The following is a 22,961-nucleotide window of genomic DNA, read 5'->3' as shown; positions in this document are numbered from 1 at the left end:
AGCGGAAGCCCGCTTGTGATCGCCCGGTCGCTTTCCTAGACTCCCGCCTTCAACAAAGGGAGGCGGCATGTCCGGAAATCTCGTCGTGCGTCCGATCGCACATGAAGACCACACGCAGTGGCTGCCGCTGTGGGACGGCTACAACGCTTTTTACGGACGCAGCGGCACGACGGCACTACAGCCCGAGATCACCGCCACGACCTGGGTGCGTTTCTTCGATCCCTACGAACCGGTCCACGCGCTGGTCGCCGAGCGGGACGGTCGGCTTCTCGGCCTCACCCACTACCTCTATCACCGCAGTACGACGATGATCGAGGCGAACTGTTATCTGCAGGATCTCTTCACCGTGGAGGCGGCGCGCGGCCAGGGCGTCGGCCGCGCCCTCATCGAAGGTGTGTACGAACGCGCGAAGGCGGACGGCGCCACGCGGGTCTACTGGATGACCCACGAGACCAACGAAACGGCGATGAAACTCTACGACCAGGTGGCCGAGAAATCGGGCTTCCTGGTCTATCGGCAAGGGCTTTAGGTCAAAAAAAGAGGGCCGGAACCTTTCACAGTTCCGGCCCCGCCGGCAGCCCGGTGGGGAGCCCCCGCGGTCAGCGCTTGCGCGCCTCATGTGGGCGGATCCGCACCAGATCCTCCAGCACACCGTCCATGCCGTTGCCGACAATGACGTTGCCAACCTTCTCGGACACCTTCTCAAGCGCCTCGAGCTCCTTCAGCCGCAGGAGGATGGGGTTGTCCTCCATCAGCTTGGCGGTGTTCAGCAGCGAACGCGTCGCCGCCGTCTCCTCCCGCCGCTTGATGACGTTGGCCTGAGCGGTCTTCTCCGCCTCGATGACCCGGTTCATCAGCTCCCGGACGTCGCCCGGCAGAATGATGTCCTTCACACCGACGGAGGGCACCGCCAGCCCCGCGTCACCCAGCTTGGGCAGCAGCAGATCGGCCACCGCCTGGTTGATGCCCAGCTTGTCGCCCAGCACCTCTTCCAGGCTGCGCGTGCCGATCACCTGCCGCAGAGCGAACTGAAGCTCCTTGTAGAGGAAGTCCTTCAGGTCCGCGGTCAGGGCCACCGCCTTCAGCGGGTCGGCGACCCAGTAGACGGCGGTGACGTTGGCCCGCAGGCCGATGCGATCCTTGGTCAGAACTTCCTGACCGGTGACCTCCAGCGTCTGCAGACGCAGATCGAAGGTGACCACCTGGATCTTCCGCAGCGCCTTCACGAAGGCGTAGCGGCCCGGCGTCAGCGTCTTTTCCAGGACGCCGTCGACATAGAGCAGACCAACATGGTCGGAGACCACCTCGGCCACCGCCACCAGGTTGCGGGACACCAGATCCTGCGCCGCCAGCCGCGCCAGGGGGGCGACCAGCCGCTCGGGCACCGCGATGTCCTTGGCGGCGTCGATCACCTCCAGGCTCATCGACCGCAGCCGCTTGCCGTAGAAGGCAACGCTTCGCGGCGCGACCAGGCCGGCCAGCTTGCCGTCGGCGTAAACCACGCCCAGCTCGCTGTCGCCCATGTCGGCGACGAGGAAGTGCGCCTCGACCACCGCCCGGTGGGTCAGGTAAAGCGCCTGCAGCGCCGGCTCCTTGGCCAGCGTGGCCCGCAGGTCGATCTTCACGACCTCAACCTTGCCGTTGCCCCGCAGGAAGCGGTACACGCCTGGCGCCAGAACCTTGTCGAAAGCCCGGTCCCGATAGAGGAGACCGAGCTCGTAATCAGCAATCTTCTCGGTCTTGATAACCATTGATCTGCTCCTTCTTCTTTCTTCTCTTTCTTCTTCACCAACTGTTTGCCCTCGCGGAGGACCGGAACCGTTCCAATACGTCGCCCCACATGGCGGAGGCTTTGTTTCGCCCCCTTCGGAGGCCGGAATAATTCCAAAAAATATCTCGGATAACCGGAAGAGCGCCGACATCGGGGGCTGGACCGCCTTGGCGCCGGCCCTGGCGCGGCGAGCGGCTCTGCGGGGTTCCGTCCCTAGGCCAAAGCCTCGGGAGGAGGACCTTGGCACTGGTACGGGACGGCATGCCGCAAAGCCTTTCGACGCGCTGGGGACGGCGGACCGCGGCGGTGCGAAACCGCCCTCCGCCCGGCCTGCACCCGGCGACTGTCGGCAGCTTGCGCCACCGGCAGCCGGCCCGGCTCGACCTGGCCCTCTTCCGGCATCCTTCGTTTCAGATCAGCTTTTAAGGCTGAGGATGATGGTGGGAATCGAACCCACGACAGCTAGATCCAAGTCTAGTGCTCTTCCTACTGAGCTACATCGTGCCTGAGCCACAGGAGTCGAACCTGTACCTCCGGGTGCAATGCCCGGCGCTCTCCACTGAGCTAGACCCCTTGGCGGTACCGTTCCGAACAAATTCGAAACGTGCTGCTCGATACACGCAGGGCAGATTACCAATGCCGAGCGCGCCGGCCGGGCCTACGGAACCCGAACCACAGAGCAGTCAAAAGTACCTAACGAATAAAGCCCCGATCTCTCGCGAGGGATGCCTTGTCGTCTTATGTGTCTCTTGATTTCATCATCGTCCTGTTCCCCTTTGTCGTGTCGGCCGGGGAAGGACGCGCGCGCAAAGTCGCGGGTCTAAACCCCGGTGGTGTTTGCCCTGTATTCCGGGCTTCTGAGTAGGTCCCGTTGGATCATCGGGTTTCCTCTTGCGCGTTGTCCGGCCGCGGGCTTGCGACCGGGGGACGGGGTATAAGCCGGAAGCGATTCCGAAATCAACCGAAACTTTCGGTTGAGAGACAAATAGGTCGATCCGGCAAGCGGCCCGCACATCACTGCCAAGAAAGTTGCGCGCCGCAGGGCGACAAGCTACCTCTTGTTACCTGGGACAAGAAAAGCCGCAGGGTGAACTGCGGCTTGGGGACAGGGCCGCAACCTATGACCAGCCGCATCACCGACAACGCCGGGAATCCCTTCGAAGCGGGCCTCGATCAGGGACCGCCGAACTACGAGGCGCTTTCGCCGCTGAGCTTTCTGCCGCGCGCCGCCGCCGTCTATCCCGAACGGATCGGGGTGATCCACGGCGCGACCCGCTACACCTGGAAAGAGGTTTACGCACGCTGCCGCCGCCTCGCCGCCGCGCTGACGAAGCGCGGCATCGGCAAGGGTGACTGCGTGGCGGTGATGGCGCCCAACACCCCGCCGGTTCTGGAGGCGCACTTCGGCGTGCCTGCCGCAGGCGCGGTGCTGAATGCGCTCAACGTGCGTCTCGACGCGGCGACCATCGCCTTTATCCTGAACCACGGCGAAGCCAAGGTGCTGATCACCGACCGGGAGTTCTCACCGACCATCAAGACGGCGCTGGCCCAGGTTGAGCGCGACATCCTGGTCATCGACATTGACGACCCATTAGGCGACGGCGGCGAGTTGCTGGGCGAGACCGACTACGAATCTTTCCTCGCGTCCGGCGATCCCGACTTTCCCTGGCGCCTGCCCGCAGATGAATGGGATTCGCTCTCCCTGCTCTATACCTCCGGCACCACCGGCAATCCCAAGGGCGTGGTCTATCACCACCGCGGCGCCTATCTGAACGCGCTGGGCAACATCCAGGTCTGGGGCATGGGCCCGCAGCCGGTCTACCTCTGGACCCTGCCGATGTTCCACTGCAACGGCTGGTGCTTCCCCTGGACCATCACCGCGCTGGGCGGCACCCATGTCTGCCTGCGCCAGGTGCGCGCCGATGCGATCTATAACGCCATCGCCGACCACGGCGTCACCCACCTCTGCGGCGCACCCATCGTCATGCAGCTTTTGTTGAACGCAACGGAGGACGAGCGCCGCGCTTTCGATCAGCAGGTGAATTTCATGACCGCCGCCGCACCGCCGCCGGCCGCGGTGCTGGCCGCCATGGCCGGGGAAGGCATCGAGGTCACCCATGTCTACGGCCTGACCGAGGTCTACGGCCCCGCCGTGGTCTGTGCCTGGCATCCGGAGTGGGACGGGCTGGCGATGGAAAAGCAGGCGGCGCTGAAATCGCGCCAGGGCGTGAACTACCCGGTGCTGGAGGGCCTGATGGTCGCCGATGCCGAGACCCTGGAGCCGGTACCACGGGACGGCCAGACCCTGGGCGAGGTCTTCATGCGCGGCAACATCGTGATGAAGGGCTATCTGAAAAACCCCAGCGCCACGGAACAGGCTTTCGGCGGCGGCTGGTTTCATTCCGGCGACCTGGCGGTCTGGCATCCCGACGGCTACATCGAGCTGAAGGACCGCTCCAAGGACATCATCATCTCCGGCGGCGAGAACATCTCCTCCATCGAGATCGAGAACACGCTCTACCGCCACCCGGCGGTGGCAGCCGCCGCGGTGGTGGCCCGCCCCGACGAGAAATGGGGCGAGACGCCCTGCGCCTTCGTGGAACTGAAACCCGGAGAGACGGCGGCGGAAAGCGCGATCATCGCCTTTTGCCGCGACAACATGGCCGGCTTCAAGGTGCCCAAGACGGTGATCTTCGGCCCCCTGCCCAAAACATCCACCGGCAAGATCCAGAAGTTCGTGCTGCGCGATCAGGCCAAGGCGCTGTGACAGCCAAAATATGACCTAGTGAACAGTTGGCATTTTGGGCGGCCCTATGCCTTCTTGTGCGCGAGTTACTGGCATCGGATCACTTCAGTCTTGAATCTTGTAAGCTATAGCGATCAACCTCAATTTCTGATAAAATATTATTTTAATAGATCGCGCATTGGTAGCGTGAAAGCCTGCATTCAGTAATCCATGTCGGTAGGAGGAATAGGTGGATAGCATCAACGAAGACATCGTTGGTTTGCTACAGTACCTGTTGCCAGGCTTCCTTGCTGCTTGGGTCTTCTATGGACTGACAGCCCATCAAAAACCATCTCAGTTTGAGCGCGTAATTCAAGCGCTCATATTCACATTGATAGTTCAAGCAATCGTCTCGTTGGAGAAATGGGTTGCTGAAGAATCGGAGTCCATTTTGAAGTTGGGCTATGGTCAGACAACACGGAACTCATAGCGGCAACAATCACTGCAATAGCTGTAGGCTTGGTTTTCTCATTTGCAGCCAACCACGAGACGTTTCATAAATTGGCTAGGAAGCTAGGCGTAACTCGTGAAACTTCATTTCCTTCCGAGTGGTTCGGCGCATTCTTTAAGAAGGTGACATTTGTCGTCCTCCATCTAGAAGACGAAAGACGGTTGTATGGCTGGCCCAAGGAATGGCCATCGACACCGAATCAAGGCCACTTCGTTCTGCTGCTGCCTTCTTGGATCGTAGATGGCGAAGACCACCCTATAACGGGCGTTGAGTCGGTGTTGATAAATGTCGAAGATGTTAAATGGGTTGAGTTTCTGGAAGAGGAACTAACCGCTGAAACAAGGAGCATGTCACATGGCAAGGAAACCCTCGAGCCCACCACCGAGACCAACCCCGTCTGAGAAAGGGGTAAATGAGGGGGCAAACATAAACCCGCCCCCACCGACACAGGTAAAACCTCCACCGCCGCCGCCGCCGCCTCAGAAGAGGTAGACACTGCACCTCTTGTTGACGCTCCAACTCTCAACTCGGGCCTGTTTGTAGCTTTTGGCTTCGGCAACATCGTGATGAAGGGCTATCTGAAAAACCCAGCGCCACGGAGCAGGCCTTCGGCGGCGGCTGGTTTCATTCCGGCGACCTGGCGGTCTGGCATCCCGACGGCTATATCGAGCTGAAGGACCGCTCCAAGGACATCATCATCTCCGGCGGCGAGAACATCTCCTCCATCGAGATCGAGAACACGCTCTACCGCCACCCGGCGGTGGCAGCCGCCGCGGTGGTGGCCCGCCCCGACGAGAAATGGGGCGAGACGCCCTGCGCCTTCGTGGAACTGAAACCCGGAGAGACGGCGGCGGAAAGCGCGATCATCGCCTTTTGCCGCGACAACATGGCCGGCTTCAAGGTGCCCAAGACGGTGATCTTCGGCCCCCTGCCCAAAACATCCACCGGCAAGATCCAGAAGTTCGTGCTGCGCGATCAGGCCAAGGCCTTATAGGGTCACAAATCCGGCTCGGGGGGGCTGTCACGAGCCCCCAAAAGAGTAAACCCGGCCTACAGGTCCTCCCGATTTACAGGCCCTGCAGTTGCTCGCCAGCTGGCCACGAAAGGCAGCAAGGAAAGGGTATTTATTCCTTTCCCGTTCCTCCCCGCGCCCCTTGTTTGACTTTCCAGCAAATTCCACAACCACCGGAGATGGAAGCTGCCACGGTGATGTTAATCAATTGTTCGAAGTCGCGATGCAATATCAATCCATAGAATTGTGCCTTAATCCGAGGCTCTGTGATGCAGATGCACCATCAACCCTTAAGGTCGCTTTCCACGCCTCTGAAAGGGGCGGAGCGTCGCACCGGACGGAAAACACTTTCCCTTCTCGTTCCCGTATACAACGAGCAGGACGCGATCGATCTGTTCATGGAGCGCGTTCAGCCGGCACTGGCGGATGCGCTCTTGCTGATGGCACCCAATGCCGACCACGAAATCGTGTTTGTCGATGATGGCAGTACGGACGAGACGATTGGCCGCATTTTGGCGCACGCCAAGATCGAGCCTCACGTCAAACTGATAAGGCTTTCCCGAAACTTCGGAAAAGATGCAGCCATTGCAGCGGGCTTGCGGTTCGTCTCAGGCGACGCCGTGATCCCGATTGATGTCGATCTGCAAGATCCGCCAGAGGTCATCCGCAAGATGGTCGCCGCCTGGGTATCCGGAGCGGAGGTCGTGAACGCCGTCCGCAGCAGTCGGGAAGCGGACAGCCGGTTCAAGCGCTGGAGTGCGGAGGCTTTCTACCGAATCTACAACAGCTTCGCGGCCGACCAGATCCCGGGCAACGTTGGTGACTTCCGTCTGCTTGACCGTAAGGTCATCGATGTACTGAACGACTTCACCGAGCGAAGCCGCTTCATGAAAGGGATGTTCTCCTGGGTCGGCTTTCGCCAATCGACAGTCAGTTACGAGCGCGCTGCCCGCTCAGCCGGCACCACGAAATGGAAATACTGGCAACTCTGGAATTTTGCCATAGACGGGTTCACCGCCTCAACAACGGCGCCTTTGCGCATTTGGTCATACATCGGGCTGTGTGTTGCCCTCTGCGCCATCAGCTATGCAGTTTTCATCGTCGGGCGCACATTGGTGTCGGGCGTGGATGTGCCGGGCTATGCCTCACTCATCACGCTGATCCTGATCCTTGGCGCGTTGAACCTAATCTCGATCGGCATCCTCGGCGAGTACATTGGCCGTATCGCTATTGAGGTCCGCCAACGACCGCTTTACATCGTGCGCGATACCTTCGGGATTGAAGAGCGACCGGAAAAGAGCCTCTCCGAAGAGGCCCGGTGATGCTTGCGCTACGCGGGGCAAGAGACCAGCGCTGGCTGCTGATATTCGCTGCAATCATCATCGTCGGCCTGGGCATCCGTCTTATGTTCCTTGGCGACAGGGCACTTTGGCTCGATGAGGCCTACAGTGTCTGGTTCTCCGATCGAACCTGGCATTATCTCTGGCGTGAGGTGCCGCAGTTCGAAACGCATCCGCCTCTTTATTATTCGCTGCTCAAGCTATGGCGCAGCCTGGGTTCCGACGAGTTTACCTTAAGGCTTCTGTCGGCCTTGGTGAGCCTTGCGACGGTTCCGATGGTCGCCCTTGCCAGCTACATTGCAGCACCTTCAAGGCACAAGCTGCCTCTGGCCGCCACAGCCGGTTTTCTGTTTGCCGTCTCTTCCGTGCAGCAGGAATATGCGCAGCAAGCGCGGCCCTATGCGTTCCTGGTGTTTGGCATGAGCCTGACACTGACCTCCGCATTGTGGATCCTCGTTCACCCGGCAAGGTCTCGCCGTTCACTTTTCCGGTTGGCCGACTGGGACCGCACAGCGGTATTTGCCTACGCCGGTCTCGGAACCGGCATGGCGATGCTGATGTGGATGCACAACCTTGGTGTGGTCTTCACGGGCGTCATCGGCGTTGTTCTGATTGCCTGGTGGATATCGCAGGCCGGCCATCGCTTACCACTGTTCGCGAACCTCTCAAGTGCGGCCATCTTGGTGCTTGCGCTCTATGCGGTGAACATTCCGACGCTGCTGCTGCAGACGCAGTCGGTGTCCGAGAACTTTTGGCTGGAGGCGCCCTCGTTCACGCAGACGCTTCAGGTGGCTCTCCAACTTTATGGGCAATGGCAGCTCGCCGTCGGGACCCATCTCGTTCAGTACATGATACAGCTCATGATCGGGATTCCTTTGGCGGTTTTGGGCCTTGCCGCAACTTGGCGGTTTTGCGCTCAATCACGCGATCTACGCTGGGCGTTCTGCCTCTTGCTGGCAACCGCAGTCGGTCCGGTACTGCTGATGCTGGCGCTGACCTTCACTGTTCAGCCTGTCTTCATGCTGCGCACGCTCATTCCCGTCCAAGTTCCTTGGATGATCATCTGCGCAGCGGCGCCATTTGCCGTACCGCCAAAAAGGTCACCGACTGTGTGGCGGATGCTGCTTGCGATCGGCCTCATAAGTATCGCGAGTTTCTCCTTCCAGAATGCGACCCAGGAGCGGCGAGACCAACAACGGCCCTGGCGGAAGGTAGCCGAACAGATCGCAAACAGCTCTGCCCCTGATGCACCGGTGATCATCCTGCCGAACAGCGTCGGCAATGCGATTGAGTATTACGACATACAGTTGGACTTGAACCTGGATACACATGCCTTGCCCGGCCGTTATCCGGTCCGCGGCCCCGGATATCACTATCCGGCCGGAGGCGCTGGAGAGCCCGGAATGGACGACCGCGCCCTGGCCGCCCTCGCAGAAGTCACTCGAAACACAGACACCGTCTGGCTGGTGACACGCTTCGAGCGCCTCTTCGACCCAGAGCAGCTTGTTCGTAGGTCCCTGTCTCGTGAGTTCTCGTGTTCGACAGGTTCCGGACCTGGGTTCATCACCGTAACGCGCTTCGACCGCTTCACGGACGGCTCAAGGTCCGAGATCTGTCAATAGAGGAAAGACAATGGACCTGAAAGAAGAAGCGATCCTCGGCGAGGCATTCCACAAGCACTGGTACTACCGCGCCAAGGCTGAGGCGCTCTCCGCGTGGATGCCTGAGCCTGGTGGACACAAGGTGCTCGATGCCGGCGCCGGGTCCGGCTTCTTCAGCCGTTTGGCGGGCCGGTCGGTCTTCTGCGTCTGCCACCGCTATTGAGAAGTGCAGCCTTTGCAGACCGGGCTCTTCCAGCTACTACGCTTTGGCATCGTCGGCGCATCAGCAACCGCCGGGCACTTCATTGTGGCCCTCACCTTGATGCGAACACTTGACCTTTCGGTACCTCTCGCCAATGCGATGGCCTTTCTCGCCGCCTTCTTTGTCTCGTTCAGCGGTCACTACTTTTGGACATTCCGGAGTGCAAAGCGAGTCCTGCCAACGGCTGTGCGATTTTTTGCGGTCGCCATGATCGCAACCGCCGTCAGCACGTGCCTCGCGTTAACACTGGATGCTTACACACCCTGGCACGACACGTTAAAACTGGCCTTGGCAGTCATCGTCATTCCATCCGTATCCTTCGCCATCAGCAAGATATGGATATTCTAATCCATCATCTTGCATCGCAGCCCAGGGAGGGGCGCCCTGCATCAAAAAAACCGCGCCCCCCGATGCCTCATTATGAGGGCGGGGGACGCGGTCAATCCCGAGTCAGCCTGCCTGTCCCAAATCATTTTCCGTTAGTCATGCCTGGGCAAATCAGGTCTGGTCGTACCTGCCCCTGACACGCGCCTGCCTGGCGGCCGTTTGATCGGCGCCCCGGTATCAGGACCTGCGGCTGAGGCTTCGTAAGGGAGTCTTGCTAGGCATGGCTGTCGTGACCTGCGATTTCGTCCTTGATCCGGAGCTTCTCGCGTTTAAGTTCATGAATACGCAGGTCGTCGGGATGCGGCCGTTGGTTTTCCTCGTCAATTGCATGGTCGATAGCCGCGTGCTTGGAAAGCAATGACGAAACACGCTCATCCGCTGTCATTCGGACCTCCAATGAGCCATAGGTACGACTCCAGAATAGACGTAATTTCGTCATTTTGCAAATAATCGCAACCCAAAGGGTTAGTAGACTTATGCATAGCACCTCCAGGTTGATTGTCGGTATTTCCGGTGCAAGCGGTGTTCGCTATGGCGTGCGGATGCTGGAAACCCTGCGCGATCTGCCGGTGGAAAGCCACCTGGTGCTTTCCAAGGCCGCGGAGCTGACAATCGCCTATGAGACCAATCTGAAGGTGGCCGAGGTCACCGCCCTGGCGGATGTCAGCTACCCCGTCGGCGACGTCGGCGCAGCGATTTCAAGCGGTTCCTTCCAGACCCTGGGCATGGTGGTGGCCCCCTGCTCCGTACGCTCGATGTCGGAGATCGCCTCCGGCGTCACCTCCAATCTGCTGACCCGCGCCGCCGATGTGGTGCTGAAGGAACGCCGCCGCCTGGTGCTGATGCTGCGCGAGACGCCGCTGCACACCGGCCACCTGCGCTCCATGCTCTCACTTTCGGAAATGGGTGCGGTCATCGCACCGCCGGTGCCCGGCTTTTATGCCAACCCCGAAACCATCGACGAGATGGTCGACCACACCGTGGGGCGGGTGCTGGACCTCTTCGGCCTCGACAGCGGCAAGGTGCAGCGCTGGGGCGAAGAGACCGGCAAGGTACGGCCGCTGCGCGGCTGAGCAGCGCCTCCAAGCTCTATTCGGGGCGGCAAGCGCCTGCGACGGCTAGCAAGGTCAACGACTGAAGCTGCGGATTGACTGAATTTTATATCATGTCTATATAATTCATATATGAAGCAAAATCGAACCAGGCGCGGCGGCCGGAAGGATCGGGATCGCCAGCTCATGTTTTCCATTGTCAACGCCGGACGCGCCGTCGAGCAGCGCCTGGAGGAGGCCTTGGCACCGGTCGGCCTGACGCTCACGAAGTTCGGGATGCTGTTACATCTGGTCGAGGCGGGAGAGCCGCTCAGCCTCAGCGAATGTGCACAGAAAATGAGCTGCGTGCGCTCCAACATCACACAGCTCATGGACCGGCTCGAGGCCGATGGCCTGGTGCAGCGGGTAGAAGATCCGCAGGACCGCCGGGCGATCCGGGCGGCGGTGACGCCGCTTGGGGCCGAGCGCCAGGCAGCGGGGGCGAAAGAGGTCACGAAGGTCCAGGCCGCACTGGCAAAGACCTTGAGCGGCATGGATCCTGCGGCGCTTCAGACTGCACTCTCGGCGGTCAAGTAGCCGGTTCTTTTAGCTGGATACTACATATATGAAAAATACAGTTGAGAATGTTGAGCCCTCAAAATCGAACCCCTGCATTGAAGTCCGCGTGGCGCCGCCGCATCGCCGCTCCGGCCGCCTGCGATTGCCATCCGCCATTTCAGGCAAACATTCCTCAACGGGAGACCTGATCTGATGTTCATCGTAATGCTGAAATTCTCGGAGAATAAGGGTGACGCCGGCCGATTCATGGAAGGCCATAAAGACTGGATCCAGCGCGGGTTTGACGACGGCGTTTTCCTGCTGACCGGCAGCCTTCAGCCCAGTCTTGGCGGCGGCATCCTGGCTCACAACACATCGCAATCGGATCTGCAAGACAGAGTGGCGGCTGATCCTTTTGTCGCAGAGAAGGTGGTGGAAGCGGAGATACTGGAGATCTCCCCATCAAGAACGGATGCGAGGCTGAGTTTCCTGACTGGCTGAGCAAAGACGGCGCGCTGGACGCCGCTATCCTAGGGATTCAGGGAAGCGGTCTGAATCTGCGCATAGACCGCACTTACTCTGTCCGCGAGTTTTTCCGCCTTTGTGCCGGAGTAGCCGTTCTTCTCGGCAATCAGGGTAAGACGCTTACTCTCGGAGTGATTGCCCACTGCCGCTTCGATTGCCGCGAGGTTGGCAAAGGGCAAGGCATAACCCGGATCAAGAGCAATCGCCGCCGCCAACTCTTGGCGAGCCGGATCAAACTTCCCTGACATCATGAACGAGGCACCAAGGTTATTGCGCGTCATCGCTTCGACGTTCCAGGTGTACAACGACCAGGTGAGGTAGATGAGCTTTCGGCGCCAGGGCTCCGATTCCAGCGTTTTCAGGAATCGGTTGCCACTGTCAATCGCTTCGGGATAGCGCTCCAGATCATAGAAGCGCCGGCAGCGATACAGATCTTTGAGCCAGAAAGCGGAGATCCGGCCGGGCAGGAAGAACAACAATCCGATAAGAATCAGCCAGACATGACCGCCGGGATAGCGAACGAGAAACCAATCCGCGCCAATCACGGCGGCGACCACGACCACTGCGCAAAGAAGATAGTATCTGACTGCCCTGCTCACAATCCACCACCCAGATCCATCTATCAGTGTTGCGCTAATTCCCCAAAGACCAGATCGCCTCCAGGGGTGTCGTCTCGGGACAGGCGCCGCGCAGGATCACGGCAAGATCGGCCATGTCGGCATCGCTGGGCTTGGGCGCGAAGCTGGCGAGGTAGAGCCGCATGTTGGCGGCGACGCGACGCGGGTCCGGCGGCATGGCGTCACCGGTCTCCAGGGTCAGATGCCGATGCAGCAGAAGCTGTTCCAGCATCTCGGCCTGCAGCTCCAGCGCCTTCGTCTGTTCGCGCAGCCCGAAATCCTCGGGCAGGTGGTCCTGCCGTTTCAGCCAGGTCCGGACGCTGCGCAGAGGGCGCACCACCTCCACCTGCCAAGCCGCCGCCGCGGCGATCAGCCCGGCCATTTCGTTGGCGCCGAGACTGTGCCCGCAGTGCCCGGCCCAGGCGGAAAAGAGCAGCAGGTTCACGTCGATGCCGTAACGCTCCTGCAGGTCGAGACAGGCTTCCGCCACACCGCTGCGCTCATAGGCGGCGAGCGAGAAATCCCAGAAGGGATTCTCCGGCGCGTTGCCAGCCGCCAAGGCATCCATAGTCGGCGTGGGGTTCATTCCGGCAATTCCCCCAGATAGGTGCCGAGGCCGCGCGCGGTCTTCACCAGAGGGCCGTCGACGTCGACGGCCTGATAGCCGGCGATAGCGTCGCTGATGGGGATATCGACCACCTGACGGTTGCGCCAGGCGACCATGCGGTCGAAGCGCCCGGCGGCGATCAGGTCCACGGCGTAAACCCCGAAGACCGACCCCATCAGGCGGTCGCAGTCGGTGGGCGGACCGCCGCGCTGGAGGTGGCCCAGCACGGTGATGCGGGTCTCCGAGCCGGTGACCTCGGCGATGCGCTCGGCCAGGTAATGACCGATCCCGCCGTAAGTGAAGCTGCCGTCGCCCTGGCGCTGGCGCACCGCCTCGCCGGTCTCGGTCTTCACCGCCTCGGCGACGATGACCAGGGCGAAGTTGCGCCCCCGCGCCCGCAGGCTCTCGATCTTGGCGGCGATGCCTTCCAGGCTGTAGCCGATCTCCGGGATCAGGATGACATCGGCACCCCCGGCGATCCCGGCGGCGATGGCGATATGACCGGCATCACGGCCCATTACCTCCAGCACCATGACGCGCTGGTGGCTCGCCGCCGTGGGCTGCAACTGGTCCATGGCGTCGGTGGCCACCTTCACGGCGGTGTCGTAGCCGACCGAGACCTCGGTATGGCCGAGGTCGTTGTCGATGGTCTTGGGAATGGTGATCAGGTTGATGCCGCCCTGCTGGGCGAGGCGGCGGAGAATGTCCTGGCTGCCGTCGCCGCCGATACCGATCAGTGCATCAAGGCCGAGCTGGCGGTAGCCCTCGATCACCTCCTCCGAGCGGTCGACCCGCGTGCCGTCCGCCAGGGGGAAGTCGAAGGGGTTGCCCTTGTTGGTGGTGCCCAGAACGGTGCCGCCACGGCGCAGCAGGTTGCCGTCGAAGATGTTCAGCTCCAGGGTTTCGTACTCCACCGGGCGGGCCAGCAGGCCGGCGGTGCCGTTGTGAATACCGATCACCTGCCATCCGAACCCCTCCGTGGCGCGGTGGACCACGGCCCGCAGCACCGCATTGAGCCCGGCGCAGTCGCCGCCGCTGGTCAGAACCCCGATACGCTTCGGCTTGGCCATCTACGATTCCCCTGTCAGCCCCTAAGTACGCCCGATATCTGCCTGTCGAGGGGGCGCTTGCCTTTCCGGACAGACTATAGCAGCTTGCGCCGCCGGTGCCGGAAGGCAATCCGGGGGTGGCAAAAGGCCGTTCGGACCGCTGCCCTGGGGACTCCCCCAAAGCCGGCCAAAGCGTTATAATCACCCTCCGTCAAAACGCCCCAGAGCGCCATGGATCAACCGGATTTCGAACAAATGCGCCGCAAGCTTGCGGAGCTCAAGTCTGAGCATCGCGACCTTGACGACGTGATCGCCCACCTTTCGGAAACCCTGCCTTTCGACCAGCTGCAGCTGCAGCGGCTGAAAAAGCGCAAGCTGTCCCTGAAAGACCAGATCCTGAAACTGGAAGACGCCCTGCTGCCCGACATTATCGCCTAGAGCGGATTCACGCTTTGGGCAGTTCGATCCGCAAGGAGGCCTGACGGCGGTACCCGCAGATGGCGCAGAAGGTGGGGCGGTCAGTCCCGCGCGGTTTCGCGCTTGTTGGCATACATGGCCCGGTCGGCGGCATCCAGGGCCTCGTCGACCTTTTGATCGGCCGACAGCGGATGAACCCCGTAGGCGGCCGAAAGGCTGAGGCTGGTACCGTTCCAGTCGATCTGCTGGACAGCTATCGCCTGGGCCAGCTTCTCGGCCTTGGCGCTGGCGCTGGCCTCATCCGACTGGGCGAGAATAACGCCGAACTCATCACCGCCCAGACGCCCCACGATGTCGGAGGCACGGGTGTGCTTCAGCAGCACCTCCGCCACCCGTTTCAGGGCCGCGTCGCCGGCGGCATGGCCGTGACCGTCGTTGATCTGCTTCATGCCGTTGACATCGAAGTAGAGGACACTGCCGGCCGCGCCGTAGCGTTCGGCGAAGGCCGACATTCTCGACAGCTCCCGGATAAAGGCACGGCGGTTCAGGACCGGCGCCAGGGTGTCCTGATCGGCAAGCTGTTCCAGGTAGCCGACGCGCTGTTTGGCCGCATCCAGCTCCTGGCGCAGCTCGTAGACTTCCACCATCAGTTGCTGAATCGCCTGACGGACCTTGGGCGTGAGCTCGGATTCGGGGATACCCATCACCGTCGCCACGTCTTCCGGCTCCGCTACCGGGCGGGTCGCCGCCGCATCCGCCTTGCGGTAGGCGTTGCCCACCTGCACGGCGGAAGCGCCGGTAATGGGCGCCGTAGAGCCTGTGTTACGGACCTTCATCAAGCCTTCCAATACGTCCTGGCCGGGACCGTCAAAGCTGCCGGAGCCCCCAAATCTAGCACGAAGCTTAGCCTGTGATTGTAAACGCTTCCTTCATAACCGGGTTTTGGCGGATTCCCGGCCTTTTCCGCCGCCGGGATCGCTTGCCTCGCCGGAGGCGAGCCCGGATAATGCCCGGCCTTTCGGGAACCGGCGCCATAAAGCGGGCCGTATCCCAGGCGGCGTCCGGATTTGCGGCGCATCAGCAGGCGGGGGACAGAGGACAGGATGAACGACGGCTCACCGGAAGTCGGCATTATCATGGGCAGCCAGTCGGACTGGCCCACCATGAAGCACGCCGCAGAGGTTCTGGACGCCCTGGGCGTCGGCTACGAGACCCGAATCGTCTCCGCCCATCGGACCCCAAAGCGGCTCTATGACTATGCCGGCGGCGCAAGGGAGCGCGGCCTGAAGGTAATCATCGCCGGGGCCGGCGGTGCGGCGCACCTGCCGGGCATGGCCGCCGCCATGACACCGCTGCCGGTCTTCGGCGTACCGGTCGAGAGCAAGGCGCTGAGCGGTCAGGATTCGCTGCTGTCGATCGTCCAGATGCCCGGCGGCGTTCCCGTCGGCACCCTGGCCATCGGAAAGGCCGGCGCAATCAACGCCGGGCTGCTCGCCGCCGCCGTGCTGGCGCTGTCGAACCCGGCTCTGGCCGCAGCCCTGGACGATTGGCGCGCCAAGCAGACGGCTGCGGTTGCCGAAGCCCCCCAGGACGAGAGTTGACCAACAGGCGAAGGAAGCGACCTTGGCAGACCTAGACGGACCGCTCGCCCCCGGCGGCAGTGTCGGAATTCTCGGCAACGGCCAGCTCGGCCGCATGGCGGCGCTGGCGGCCGCGCGGCTCGGTTACCGCTGCCATGCCTACGGGCCGGAAGAGAACGCCCCGGCCAATCAGGTCAGCGACGCCTTTACCGTCGCCGCCTATGACGATGCCGAGGCCCTCACCCGCTTCGCCGGCGCCGTCGACGTCGTCACCTTCGAGTTCGAGAACATTCCCCTCGCGACGGTCGAACTACTGGAAAGCCTCGTGCCGCTGCGCCCGGGCACCAACGTCCTCAGCATCTGCCAGCACCGCCTGCGCGAGAAGGACTTCTGCCGCAGCGTTTCGGTGCCCACCGCCGACTATCGGCCGGCCCACGATCTCGCCGAACTGCGGCAGGCGGTGGAGGAGATCGGCACCCCCTGCATTTTGAAATCAGCCGAACTGGGCTACGACGGCAAAGGCCAGGTGCGTATCACAGCCGCCGGCGATCTGGAGGCCGCCTGGTCCGCCATGCGCGGCCATGCCGCCGAAGCCGCCGGCATCGTCGAGGCGGTGGTCGAATTCCGCATGGAGATATCCGTGATCGTCGCCCGCGGCAGTGACGGTGCAATGCGGACCTACGTGCCGGTGGAAAACCGGCACCGCAATCACATCCTCGACGAAACCATCGTGCCGGCGAACCTGTCCCAGGAAGTCGCCGACCGCGCCGAGGCCATCGCCCGCCATCTGGCGCAGGAGATGAACCTGGTCGGCCTGCTTGCGGTGGAGATGTTCGTCACCCACGACGGCAAGGTGCTGGTCAACGAGATGGCGCCGCGGCCCCACAACTCCGGCCACTGGAGCATCGACGCCTGCATCACCTCGCAGTTCGAACAGTTCATCCGCGCCGTCGCCGGCCTGCCGCTGGGCTCGACCGAGCGGCTCTGCGATGCGGTGATGAAAAACCTGTTGGGCGAAGAGGTGGAGGACTGGCGCAAGATCCTCACCGATCCCGGCAACAAGCTGCACCTCTACGGCAAGGCCGCCCACCGCCCGGGCCGCAAGATGGGCCACGTTACCCGCCTGATCCGGCGCTAAGCGGCTCTCCCGCGAACTAGAGCAGGTCTGGGTTGGACGGATCGCTAACGCGAGTTTATCCAACCCGGACCTGCTCTAACTGTTTGATGTCGATCGGATTCACATGTTTTGACGCAACCACGAAGTGGTTCCGTCAAAACATGATCCGATCTAGTCCGGGGCGTTGAAGACCGGGGCGTCCGGCGTGTAGTTGAAGACTTCCAAGCGGGCACTGGCTGTCCCGTTGGGCTCGTCCAAGCGCAGGACCGTCAGGCTGGCCGGTCCGACGGGGACGATGCGCGCCGGACTGAGGTCGAGCAGACCCTCCAGCAAGGCCCGGATGACGCCACCGTGGATCACCAGCAGAACGCTGCGGGCCGCCGTCTCCCGCGCATCGGCGAGCGCAACGAGACTGCGGGCCTTGAAACGCCGCCAGGATTCGCCCTCCGGCGGCGTATAGGTGCCGGCGCGCCAGCCGAGAAAGGCCGCCTCGTCTTCGGCCATCAGATCCTCGATGGCGCGGCCGCTCCAGGCGCCGACATCGATCTCCCGCAGGTTTGAATCGGTTTCATGCTCGCCATAGCCGAGCAGATTAGCGGTTTCCCGGGTGCGGGTGAGATCCGAAGCGATGATCCGTTCGGGCTGCAACGCCTGGACCGTCGCCGCCAGGGCGCGGGCCTGATTGCGGCCATGGTCCGAGAGGGCCGTATCGGCCTGCCCCTGAAGGCGGCGCCCGGCGTTCCATTCCGACTGGCCGTGGCGGACGAGAAACAGACGCATCATGCCCCAGCTCCCTCAGCCAGTCGCTGCTGGACCTTTGGCTCCCCGCCCGGGTTTTCCCCCGCGATGCGGTGCCCGCTCTTGGCGAAGATTGCGGCCGGTCTCTCCGGAATTCTGAAGTGTACGGTGTCGCCCGGCAACAGACGCGGCGCCCGGTCGACAATGGCGGTGAGACGCAGGTCGCCGGAGATGCCGGTCACCATGTAGCGCCCGGCAATGGGGCTGGCCTCGGCAAACTCCATCGCCAGGGTGCGGCCGTTGGCGGCCTCGGCAAGGTCCAGGTCCTCGGCCCGGTACATGAAGTCGACCGGCTGCTCCACCGTCATCTCCGTCGGCAGGGCGCGGCCGGCAAAGAGCGCGCCCTCCCCGCCCGGTTCGACGGCGATCATGTTGTTGGGCGGGGTGCCGAGGAAGGTGGCGACGAAAGCGGTTTCCGGATCGGCCACCAGGGCATCCGGCGCCCCGAACTGCTCGACCAGACCGTGGTTCATCACTGCGACATGACTGGCCATGGTCATTGCCTCCACCTGATCGTGGGTGACATAGACCGACGTGGCCGCGGTCGCGCGGTGGATCTTCAGCAGCTCCGTGCGCATCTCCACCCGCAGTTTGGCATCGAGGTTCGAAAGCGGCTCGTCGAACAACAGGATACCCGGCTTGGGCGCGATCATGCGGGCGATGGCGACCCGCTGCTGCTGACCGCCGGAAATCTCGTTGGGATAGCGCATTGCCAGATCGTCGATGGCCAGCAGCGACAACACCTCCGCCACCCGTGCCGCACGTTCCTCTGCCGTCCAGTTCGCCACCTTCAGGGGCCACTCGACGTTGCCGGCCACGGTCATATGCGGCCAGAGGGCATAGGATTGGAACACCAGGCCGGCGTTGCGCTTCGATGCCTCCACCGTCCAATGACGCGCACCGTCGGAAACGACCTTGCCGCCGAACTCGATGGTGCCGCCGCTCGGCGCTTCAAGCCCGGCGAGCATCCGCAGCATGGTGGACTTGCCACAGCCCGAGGGGCCAACGAGCACCAGGAAGGCCCCCTGCGGAACCTCCAGGCTGACGCCGCGCACCGCTTCCACGGCGCCGAAGCGCTTTGTGAGATCGGAGATTCTGATCATCTTTGGCAAAGGCTCCTAATTCTTCAGCCAGGGTTGGGACTTCGCCTGCAGCTTGTTGGCCAGCAGCGAAACGGTGATCGAGATCGTCAGGATCACCACCGTAATCGCGTTGGCGAACTGGGCAAATCCCTCCGAGGCGTAGCGAAAGGCGACCACGCTCAAGACCGGCATGGTCGGGGTAAACAGCAGCACCACCAGCGAGAGGTCGCGCACGATTTTCACGAAGACCAGCAAGGCCCCCGCGGTGAGGCCGCGGATCGACAGCGGCACGGTGATCGCCGTCAGGCGGCGCAGGAAACCGGCCCCGGTCAGCTTTGCACTTTCTTCCAGATCGCCGCTTACCTGCTGGATCACGGCGCGGCCGGTCTGCACGGCAAAGGGAATCAGAAAGGCGGTGGCCGCCAGCACGAGCAGGCCGAAGGTGCCGTAGAGTGCCGGGAAAGGACCGATCGGTGCGCCGTAGAGCGCGATATAGGCGGCGCCGAAGGCGATGCCGGGTACGAAAAGCGGCAGGAAACAAAGCTGGCTGACAACGGTGGGGACGACACCGCGCTTCGCGCGCACCAGACTGTAGGACACCAGCAGGCCAAGAACGGTGCCGCAGGCCGCGACGCAGAGACCGAGACCGATGGTGATCACGATGGCGGAGAGAATGTCCGGATTGTAGGCAATGCCCGCGAGACCCTGGGCAATGGCCGGCGTCGACTCACCCATCCAGTAGTGCAGCGTCCAGTTGGAGAACAGCGCCGCCGAGGACGGCGCAAAGCTGGAGGCGATCAGCACCAGGACCGGCACGATGGTTGAGAACACGCTGACGCCGATGGCCAGGGCACAGAGCGGCCAGCGCAGCCCGCCGAGATCGAAGCGCTTGGCCCGCCCGCCCTTGCCGGTGATGGTCGCGTAGGAGCGCCGGCCGGTGATCAGGCGATTGCCGAGCCAAAGGAAGAAGGCCGAGATCAATACCAGAAGAATAGCGATGACGTAGCCGCGGGCGGTCTGGCCGACCTCCATCATCCCGTAGATGCGGGTCGAGAGGGTCTGCATGCGTACCGGCAGGCCGAGCAGCGCGGGCACCGCGAAGTTCGATACCCCGCCGGCAAAGGACAGCGAACCGCCGGCGATCACCGCCGGCAGAGTGACCGGCAGAATGATGCCGAAGAAGATCTTGCGGCGCTTGGCGCCGGCCATCTGTGCAGCCTCGACGAGATCGGAATTCACCGTCGCCAGAGCAGCGGCAATCACCGTGAAGGTAAGGGAGTAGTAGTGGGTGATGAGCACGATCAACGACGGCACCATGCCCCAGGCCAGCCAGTTCGGAATGTCGAAGCCGAGACCCTCGAGAAAGCCGACCTGACCGCCGATACGGTCGTTTCGGAAAAGCACGCCCCAGGCCAGCGCCGCGGCAAAGCTCGGGATCATGAACGGCAGGGTCGAGAGCACGGCGATGGTGCGGCGGAACGGGACATCCGTCATCACCACCAGCCAGGCCAGAAAGCCGCCGATCAGCACACAGCCGCCGGCCACGCTGGCGCCGATGGTCAGGGTGTTTGTCAGCGGCTTGTAGAAGAGGTTCGGCGAGAGCCGGCTCCACAACACGTCGCCCCAGGCCTTGATGGTGTCCGGCGCCAAGGTCACCAGCGTGATCTTGAACAGCGGGGCGGCAATAAGAACCACCGCAATCACAAGGACGATGAGCATGAGGGGCCGTCCCGGGGAGGCGAAGAAGCGCCGCCCCGACCGACCGATGGCGAAATCAGCCATGGATCTTCAGTCTTTCTCCGATGCCCAGTAGGACTGCTGCCCGGACGACCGCCCGGACTGCTGCCCAGACTACTGCAAAGTCAGAACGAGGTCTGCGATATCGGCGCGAATCTCGGCCGTCTTTGCCGGATCCACCCGCCAGGCCGCGAATTCCGAGAGCGGCACGGCATCGGGATGCGGCGTGATGTCGGTTCGCGTCGCATAGTCGCCCGGCACATAGAAGGGCTTGAAGCCCGCGCCGCCGGTGGCAGACTCGTCCCCCATCAGGAAGTCGATAACCAGCCGCGCGGCGGCAGGATTTTTGGCGCCCTCGGCAATGCCGATCACCGCCGGGAAGACGATCCCCGGCGAAGGCTGCACCGAATTGGCAAGCTGCAGGGCCCAGCCTTCTTCCGCATTGTCGCGGCGGTCGGAATAGCTGGTGAAACCGAGCGGCGGATTGCTCTGACCCAGCTTGCCGACGGCGGCGTTCACGTCGTCGGTCGAGCCGACAAGAATAAGATCGTTGGCAAAGAGGTCGGCGATGAACTGTTCGCCGGCGTTGCGGGCGCCCGAGGACAGGGCGATCTTCTTGCCGAACTGTGCCTCATAGGCTTCGGCCATCGCATCGGATTGCAGCACAATCTCGGTCATGAGATCGAGGTAGTCGCCGCGCTGCAGCGGATCGACCATCACCACCCGTCCCTTCCAGGCTTCGGTCGTCAGTGCCCAGAGGTTGTCGATGGGCGGTCCGTTCGGGTTGGCCTCCTCGTTGTACATGAGCACTTTGGTGGAGAGGCGCTGGGCCAGCAGCGGCGCCTTGAAGGCCGCCGGCACCCGGTCGGCGACACGCGGCGGCACATAGGGCGTGACGATGCCGGCGCCGAGAAGCTTGTCGTAGACCACCGGTGCATCGGAGATGTAGATCACATCCGCGTTCACCACGCCGGCCTGATATTCGGCCTGCAAGCGGGTGATCTGCTCGGTGGAGGAAATGTCGTAGCCGACGAGATCGATGCCCGGATAGGCTTCTTCGAAGGCTGCCTCGACCTTCTTGATCCGGCTGGTGAAGGAATAGACCACCACCTGGCCTTCAGCCTTGGCGCCGGCCAGCAGCTCCTCCGGCGACTTCATGTTCATGTCGTCGGCCTGCGCCGGCAGAACCAGCGTGCCTGCGGCGAGAAAGGCCGCTGCTTGAAACAGTCTCTTCATGATCCGGTCTCCCCTATTGGATGTCAGGATTCAAAGCGTTTGATCAGCTCTCCGAGAGCTTCCAGGGTGCGCAGCGAACGGTCTTCGTCGCGCCGCGCCAATTGCAGGATGAGGGCGTTACAAATCGTCATCGGCACGATCAGCGACTGGAAGCCTTCACGGCGCCCGCTGCGCGGTGCGGAAACCAGATGATCCGCCGCCGGGCTGAGAGTCGGTCCCACGGCGCCGGTGATCGCGATGCTCGATGCCCCACGGGTCTTGGCCAGTTCAACCACTGCGCCGTAGTGACGCGGCTGGCGCCGGAACGCGAAGGCAAGAACCGCATCCTCCGGCGTCAACTCGACCATCTGTTCGGCGAGGTCACGGCCGTCGCCGCGCAGACGCACGACGCTCATTCCGAAACGCCGCAGGCGGCGTTCCATCATCACGGCCAGGGCCTCTGCATTGCCGCGTGCGAAGACGAAAATTTTTCTGGCGTTGTAAAGCTCGCCGGCGATCGCTTCGATCTGCTCGATCGAAAGGTATTCCTGCAAAGCCTCAAGGGCGGCGGCTTCCTGCACCACCAGTTCGGCGATCAGGTTGGCGCCGCGCGTGTCCTCAAGAGTGGTGCGCACCCGCACCGCCGGGTCGGTGCGGGCGATGAACTCCTCCCGCAACGCATCGCGAAAACCGGCGTAACTCTGGAAACCCAGCTTGCGGGCTAGGCGCGAGGCGGTGGCTTCATGGACGCCGATGGACTGCGCCAGATCGGCGGCGGTTCCCAGCGCGGCATCGCGCGGCTTGGCGACGATCTCCTGCACCATCCTGCGTTCCGACGGCGTCAGCCGGTCGGCCGCATCTTTCATGCGAACCACAATGGACAATTTGACGGCTCCTCCCCAGTCCCGCTTTGCACGGGAACATCTTATGCCAGTAATATTGCACAATGATGACACCGATGCAAGCAAACTTGCAGAAACAGCAAGAGGCCAACCCCTCCGGACCCGTGGTTTGGCACC

At 62.5% G+C, this 22,961-nt stretch carries 26 protein-coding genes, 2 tRNA genes and 1 pseudogene; 16 read left to right on the top strand and 13 right to left on the bottom strand.

The window, feature by feature from the left end:
* Positions 1 to 67 precede the first annotated feature (67 nt).
* On the top strand, positions 68 to 529 hold the full coding sequence (locus ACP146_RS04215) for a GNAT family N-acetyltransferase (RefSeq protein ID WP_422365514.1): 462 nt from the start codon (positions 68 to 70) through the stop codon (positions 527 to 529).
* A gap of 70 nt (positions 530 to 599) precedes the next feature.
* Here the strand turns inward: ACP146_RS04215 and ACP146_RS04210 are convergent, their stop codons facing one another.
* Positions 600 to 1,751 carry a slipin family protein gene (locus ACP146_RS04210; protein ID WP_422365513.1) on the bottom strand — a complete coding sequence of 384 codons (1,152 nt, stop codon included), beginning with the start codon at positions 1,749 to 1,751 and terminating at the stop codon, positions 600 to 602.
* Between the two features lie 260 nt (positions 1,752 to 2,011).
* Between ACP146_RS04210 and ACP146_RS04205 the strand changes: the two genes are divergently transcribed.
* Positions 2,012 to 2,197, top strand: a complete 186-nt coding sequence (locus tag ACP146_RS04205; protein ID WP_422365512.1) for a hypothetical protein — start codon at positions 2,012 to 2,014, stop codon at positions 2,195 to 2,197.
* 5 nt (positions 2,198 to 2,202) lie between these two features.
* On the opposite strand, the gene ACP146_RS04200 is transcribed toward ACP146_RS04205, so the two are convergent.
* Together ACP146_RS04200 and ACP146_RS04195 are read right to left on the bottom strand one after the other, a co-directional pair.
* A tRNA-OTHER gene (locus ACP146_RS04200) sits at positions 2,203 to 2,277 on the bottom strand.
* Positions 2,278 to 2,343, bottom strand: a tRNA-Gln gene (locus ACP146_RS04195). It abuts the tRNA gene before it with no gap.
* 548 nt (positions 2,344 to 2,891) lie between these two features.
* Here ACP146_RS04195 and ACP146_RS04190 point away from each other — a divergent pair.
* The 8 genes and pseudogenes from ACP146_RS04190 to ACP146_RS04155 all read left to right on the top strand — a co-directional run bounded on the left by ACP146_RS04190 (position 2,892) and on the right by ACP146_RS04155 (position 9,570).
* On the top strand, positions 2,892 to 4,538 hold the full coding sequence (locus ACP146_RS04190) for an acyl-CoA synthetase (RefSeq protein ID WP_422365511.1): 1,647 nt from the start codon (positions 2,892 to 2,894) through the stop codon (positions 4,536 to 4,538).
* Between the two features lie 208 nt (positions 4,539 to 4,746).
* Positions 4,747 to 4,986 carry a hypothetical protein gene (locus ACP146_RS04185; protein ID WP_425032221.1) on the top strand — a complete coding sequence of 80 codons (240 nt, stop codon included), beginning with the start codon at positions 4,747 to 4,749 and terminating at the stop codon, positions 4,984 to 4,986.
* A 29-nt stretch (positions 4,987 to 5,015) separates the two neighbouring features.
* Entirely contained in the window at positions 5,016 to 5,408 is a 393-nt protein-coding gene (locus ACP146_RS04180; protein ID WP_425032219.1) for a hypothetical protein, read from the top strand.
* 144 nt (positions 5,409 to 5,552) lie between these two features.
* Positions 5,553 to 6,001 (top strand): annotated as a pseudogene (locus ACP146_RS04175) (AMP-binding enzyme); the annotation flags it as partial.
* Between the two features lie 287 nt (positions 6,002 to 6,288).
* The gene (locus ACP146_RS04170) at positions 6,289 to 7,341 is read left to right on the top strand and encodes a glycosyltransferase family 2 protein (protein WP_422365509.1); all 1,053 of its coding nucleotides are present in this window, start codon (positions 6,289 to 6,291) and stop codon (positions 7,339 to 7,341) included.
* Positions 7,341 to 8,981 (top strand): glycosyltransferase family 39 protein, encoded by a 1,641-nt coding sequence (locus ACP146_RS04165; protein WP_422365508.1) that lies wholly within the window; start codon positions 7,341 to 7,343, stop codon positions 8,979 to 8,981. Before ACP146_RS04170 ends, ACP146_RS04165 begins: the two co-directional genes overlap by 1 nt.
* 10 nt (positions 8,982 to 8,991) lie before the next feature.
* On the top strand, positions 8,992 to 9,183 hold the full coding sequence (locus ACP146_RS04160; protein WP_422365507.1) for a hypothetical protein: 192 nt from the start codon (positions 8,992 to 8,994) through the stop codon (positions 9,181 to 9,183).
* Between the two features lie 12 nt (positions 9,184 to 9,195).
* Positions 9,196 to 9,570, top strand: coding sequence for a GtrA family protein (locus tag ACP146_RS04155; protein ID WP_422365506.1), 375 nt, complete (start codon positions 9,196 to 9,198; stop codon positions 9,568 to 9,570).
* Positions 9,571 to 9,823: 253 nt separating this feature from the next.
* Here the strand turns inward: ACP146_RS04155 and ACP146_RS04150 are convergent, their stop codons facing one another.
* Positions 9,824 to 9,994 carry a YdcH family protein gene (locus ACP146_RS04150; RefSeq protein ID WP_422365505.1) on the bottom strand — a complete coding sequence of 57 codons (171 nt, stop codon included), beginning with the start codon at positions 9,992 to 9,994 and terminating at the stop codon, positions 9,824 to 9,826.
* Positions 9,995 to 10,085: 91 nt separating this feature from the next.
* On the opposite strand from ACP146_RS04150, the gene ACP146_RS04145 reads away from it, so the two are divergent.
* The 3 genes from ACP146_RS04145 (at position 10,086) to ACP146_RS04135 (ending at position 11,699) form a co-directional block, all read left to right on the top strand.
* On the top strand, positions 10,086 to 10,682 hold the full coding sequence (locus ACP146_RS04145; RefSeq protein WP_422365504.1) for a UbiX family flavin prenyltransferase: 597 nt from the start codon (positions 10,086 to 10,088) through the stop codon (positions 10,680 to 10,682).
* 165 nt (positions 10,683 to 10,847) lie between these two features.
* On the top strand, positions 10,848 to 11,237 hold the full coding sequence (locus tag ACP146_RS04140) for a MarR family winged helix-turn-helix transcriptional regulator (RefSeq protein ID WP_422365503.1): 390 nt from the start codon (positions 10,848 to 10,850) through the stop codon (positions 11,235 to 11,237).
* A 174-nt stretch (positions 11,238 to 11,411) separates the two neighbouring features.
* Positions 11,412 to 11,699, top strand: a complete 288-nt coding sequence (locus ACP146_RS04135; protein WP_422365502.1) for a YciI family protein — start codon at positions 11,412 to 11,414, stop codon at positions 11,697 to 11,699.
* Positions 11,700 to 11,728: 29 nt separating this feature from the next.
* On the opposite strand, the gene ACP146_RS04130 is transcribed toward ACP146_RS04135, so the two are convergent.
* From ACP146_RS04130 to ACP146_RS04120, 3 genes are all read right to left on the bottom strand, one after another.
* Positions 11,729 to 12,280 (bottom strand): tetratricopeptide repeat protein, encoded by a 552-nt coding sequence (locus tag ACP146_RS04130; protein ID WP_422365501.1) that lies wholly within the window; start codon positions 12,278 to 12,280, stop codon positions 11,729 to 11,731.
* Positions 12,281 to 12,356: 76 nt separating this feature from the next.
* Positions 12,357 to 12,926: a TIGR02444 family protein gene (locus ACP146_RS04125; RefSeq protein WP_422365500.1), complete on the bottom strand. Its 570-nt coding sequence runs from the start codon at positions 12,924 to 12,926 to the stop codon at positions 12,357 to 12,359.
* Complete coding sequence (locus tag ACP146_RS04120; protein ID WP_422365499.1) at positions 12,923 to 14,017, bottom strand: ATP-dependent 6-phosphofructokinase; 1,095 nt, start codon at positions 14,015 to 14,017, stop codon at positions 12,923 to 12,925. Before ACP146_RS04120 ends, ACP146_RS04125 begins: the two co-directional genes overlap by 4 nt.
* Before the next feature lie 234 nt (positions 14,018 to 14,251).
* Here ACP146_RS04120 and ACP146_RS04115 point away from each other — a divergent pair, with 234 nt between their 5' ends.
* Entirely contained in the window at positions 14,252 to 14,434 is a 183-nt protein-coding gene (locus ACP146_RS04115) for a YdcH family protein (protein ID WP_422365498.1), read from the top strand.
* Between the two features lie 80 nt (positions 14,435 to 14,514).
* On the opposite strand, the gene ACP146_RS04110 is transcribed toward ACP146_RS04115, so the two are convergent.
* Positions 14,515 to 15,249, bottom strand: a complete 735-nt coding sequence (locus tag ACP146_RS04110) for a GGDEF domain-containing protein (protein ID WP_422365497.1) — start codon at positions 15,247 to 15,249, stop codon at positions 14,515 to 14,517.
* Between the two features lie 267 nt (positions 15,250 to 15,516).
* Between ACP146_RS04110 and purE the strand changes: the two genes are divergently transcribed.
* Complete coding sequence (gene purE / locus ACP146_RS04105; RefSeq protein ID WP_422365496.1) at positions 15,517 to 16,014, top strand: 5-(carboxyamino)imidazole ribonucleotide mutase; 498 nt, start codon at positions 15,517 to 15,519, stop codon at positions 16,012 to 16,014.
* A 22-nt stretch (positions 16,015 to 16,036) separates the two neighbouring features.
* Complete coding sequence (locus tag ACP146_RS04100) at positions 16,037 to 17,131, top strand: 5-(carboxyamino)imidazole ribonucleotide synthase (RefSeq protein ID WP_422365495.1); 1,095 nt, start codon at positions 16,037 to 16,039, stop codon at positions 17,129 to 17,131.
* Between the two features lie 150 nt (positions 17,132 to 17,281).
* Here the strand turns inward: ACP146_RS04100 and ACP146_RS04095 are convergent, their stop codons facing one another.
* The 5 genes from ACP146_RS04095 to ACP146_RS04075 form a co-directional block, all read right to left on the bottom strand.
* Positions 17,282 to 17,893: a histidine phosphatase family protein gene (locus ACP146_RS04095; protein WP_422365494.1), complete on the bottom strand. Its 612-nt coding sequence runs from the start codon at positions 17,891 to 17,893 to the stop codon at positions 17,282 to 17,284.
* Complete coding sequence (locus tag ACP146_RS04090; protein ID WP_422365493.1) at positions 17,890 to 19,011, bottom strand: ABC transporter ATP-binding protein; 1,122 nt, start codon at positions 19,009 to 19,011, stop codon at positions 17,890 to 17,892. Before ACP146_RS04090 ends, ACP146_RS04095 begins: the two co-directional genes overlap by 4 nt.
* A gap of 15 nt (positions 19,012 to 19,026) precedes the next feature.
* Entirely contained in the window at positions 19,027 to 20,709 is a 1,683-nt protein-coding gene (locus tag ACP146_RS04085; protein WP_422365492.1) for an ABC transporter permease, read from the bottom strand.
* A 132-nt stretch (positions 20,710 to 20,841) separates the two neighbouring features.
* Positions 20,842 to 21,963, bottom strand: coding sequence for an ABC transporter substrate-binding protein (locus tag ACP146_RS04080; RefSeq protein ID WP_422365491.1), 1,122 nt, complete (start codon positions 21,961 to 21,963; stop codon positions 20,842 to 20,844).
* Positions 21,964 to 21,986: 23 nt separating this feature from the next.
* On the bottom strand, positions 21,987 to 22,817 hold the full coding sequence (locus tag ACP146_RS04075; protein ID WP_422369616.1) for a MurR/RpiR family transcriptional regulator: 831 nt from the start codon (positions 22,815 to 22,817) through the stop codon (positions 21,987 to 21,989).
* Positions 22,818 to 22,961: the final 144 nt, after the last annotated feature.

It is taken from the genome of Pelagibius sp. (assembly GCF_965249265.1).
Lineage (GTDB): Bacteria > Pseudomonadota > Alphaproteobacteria > Kiloniellales > Kiloniellaceae > Pelagibius.
Note: the sequence above shows the minus strand (reverse complement) of the source record. Positions and strands in the feature narration are given on the sequence as shown.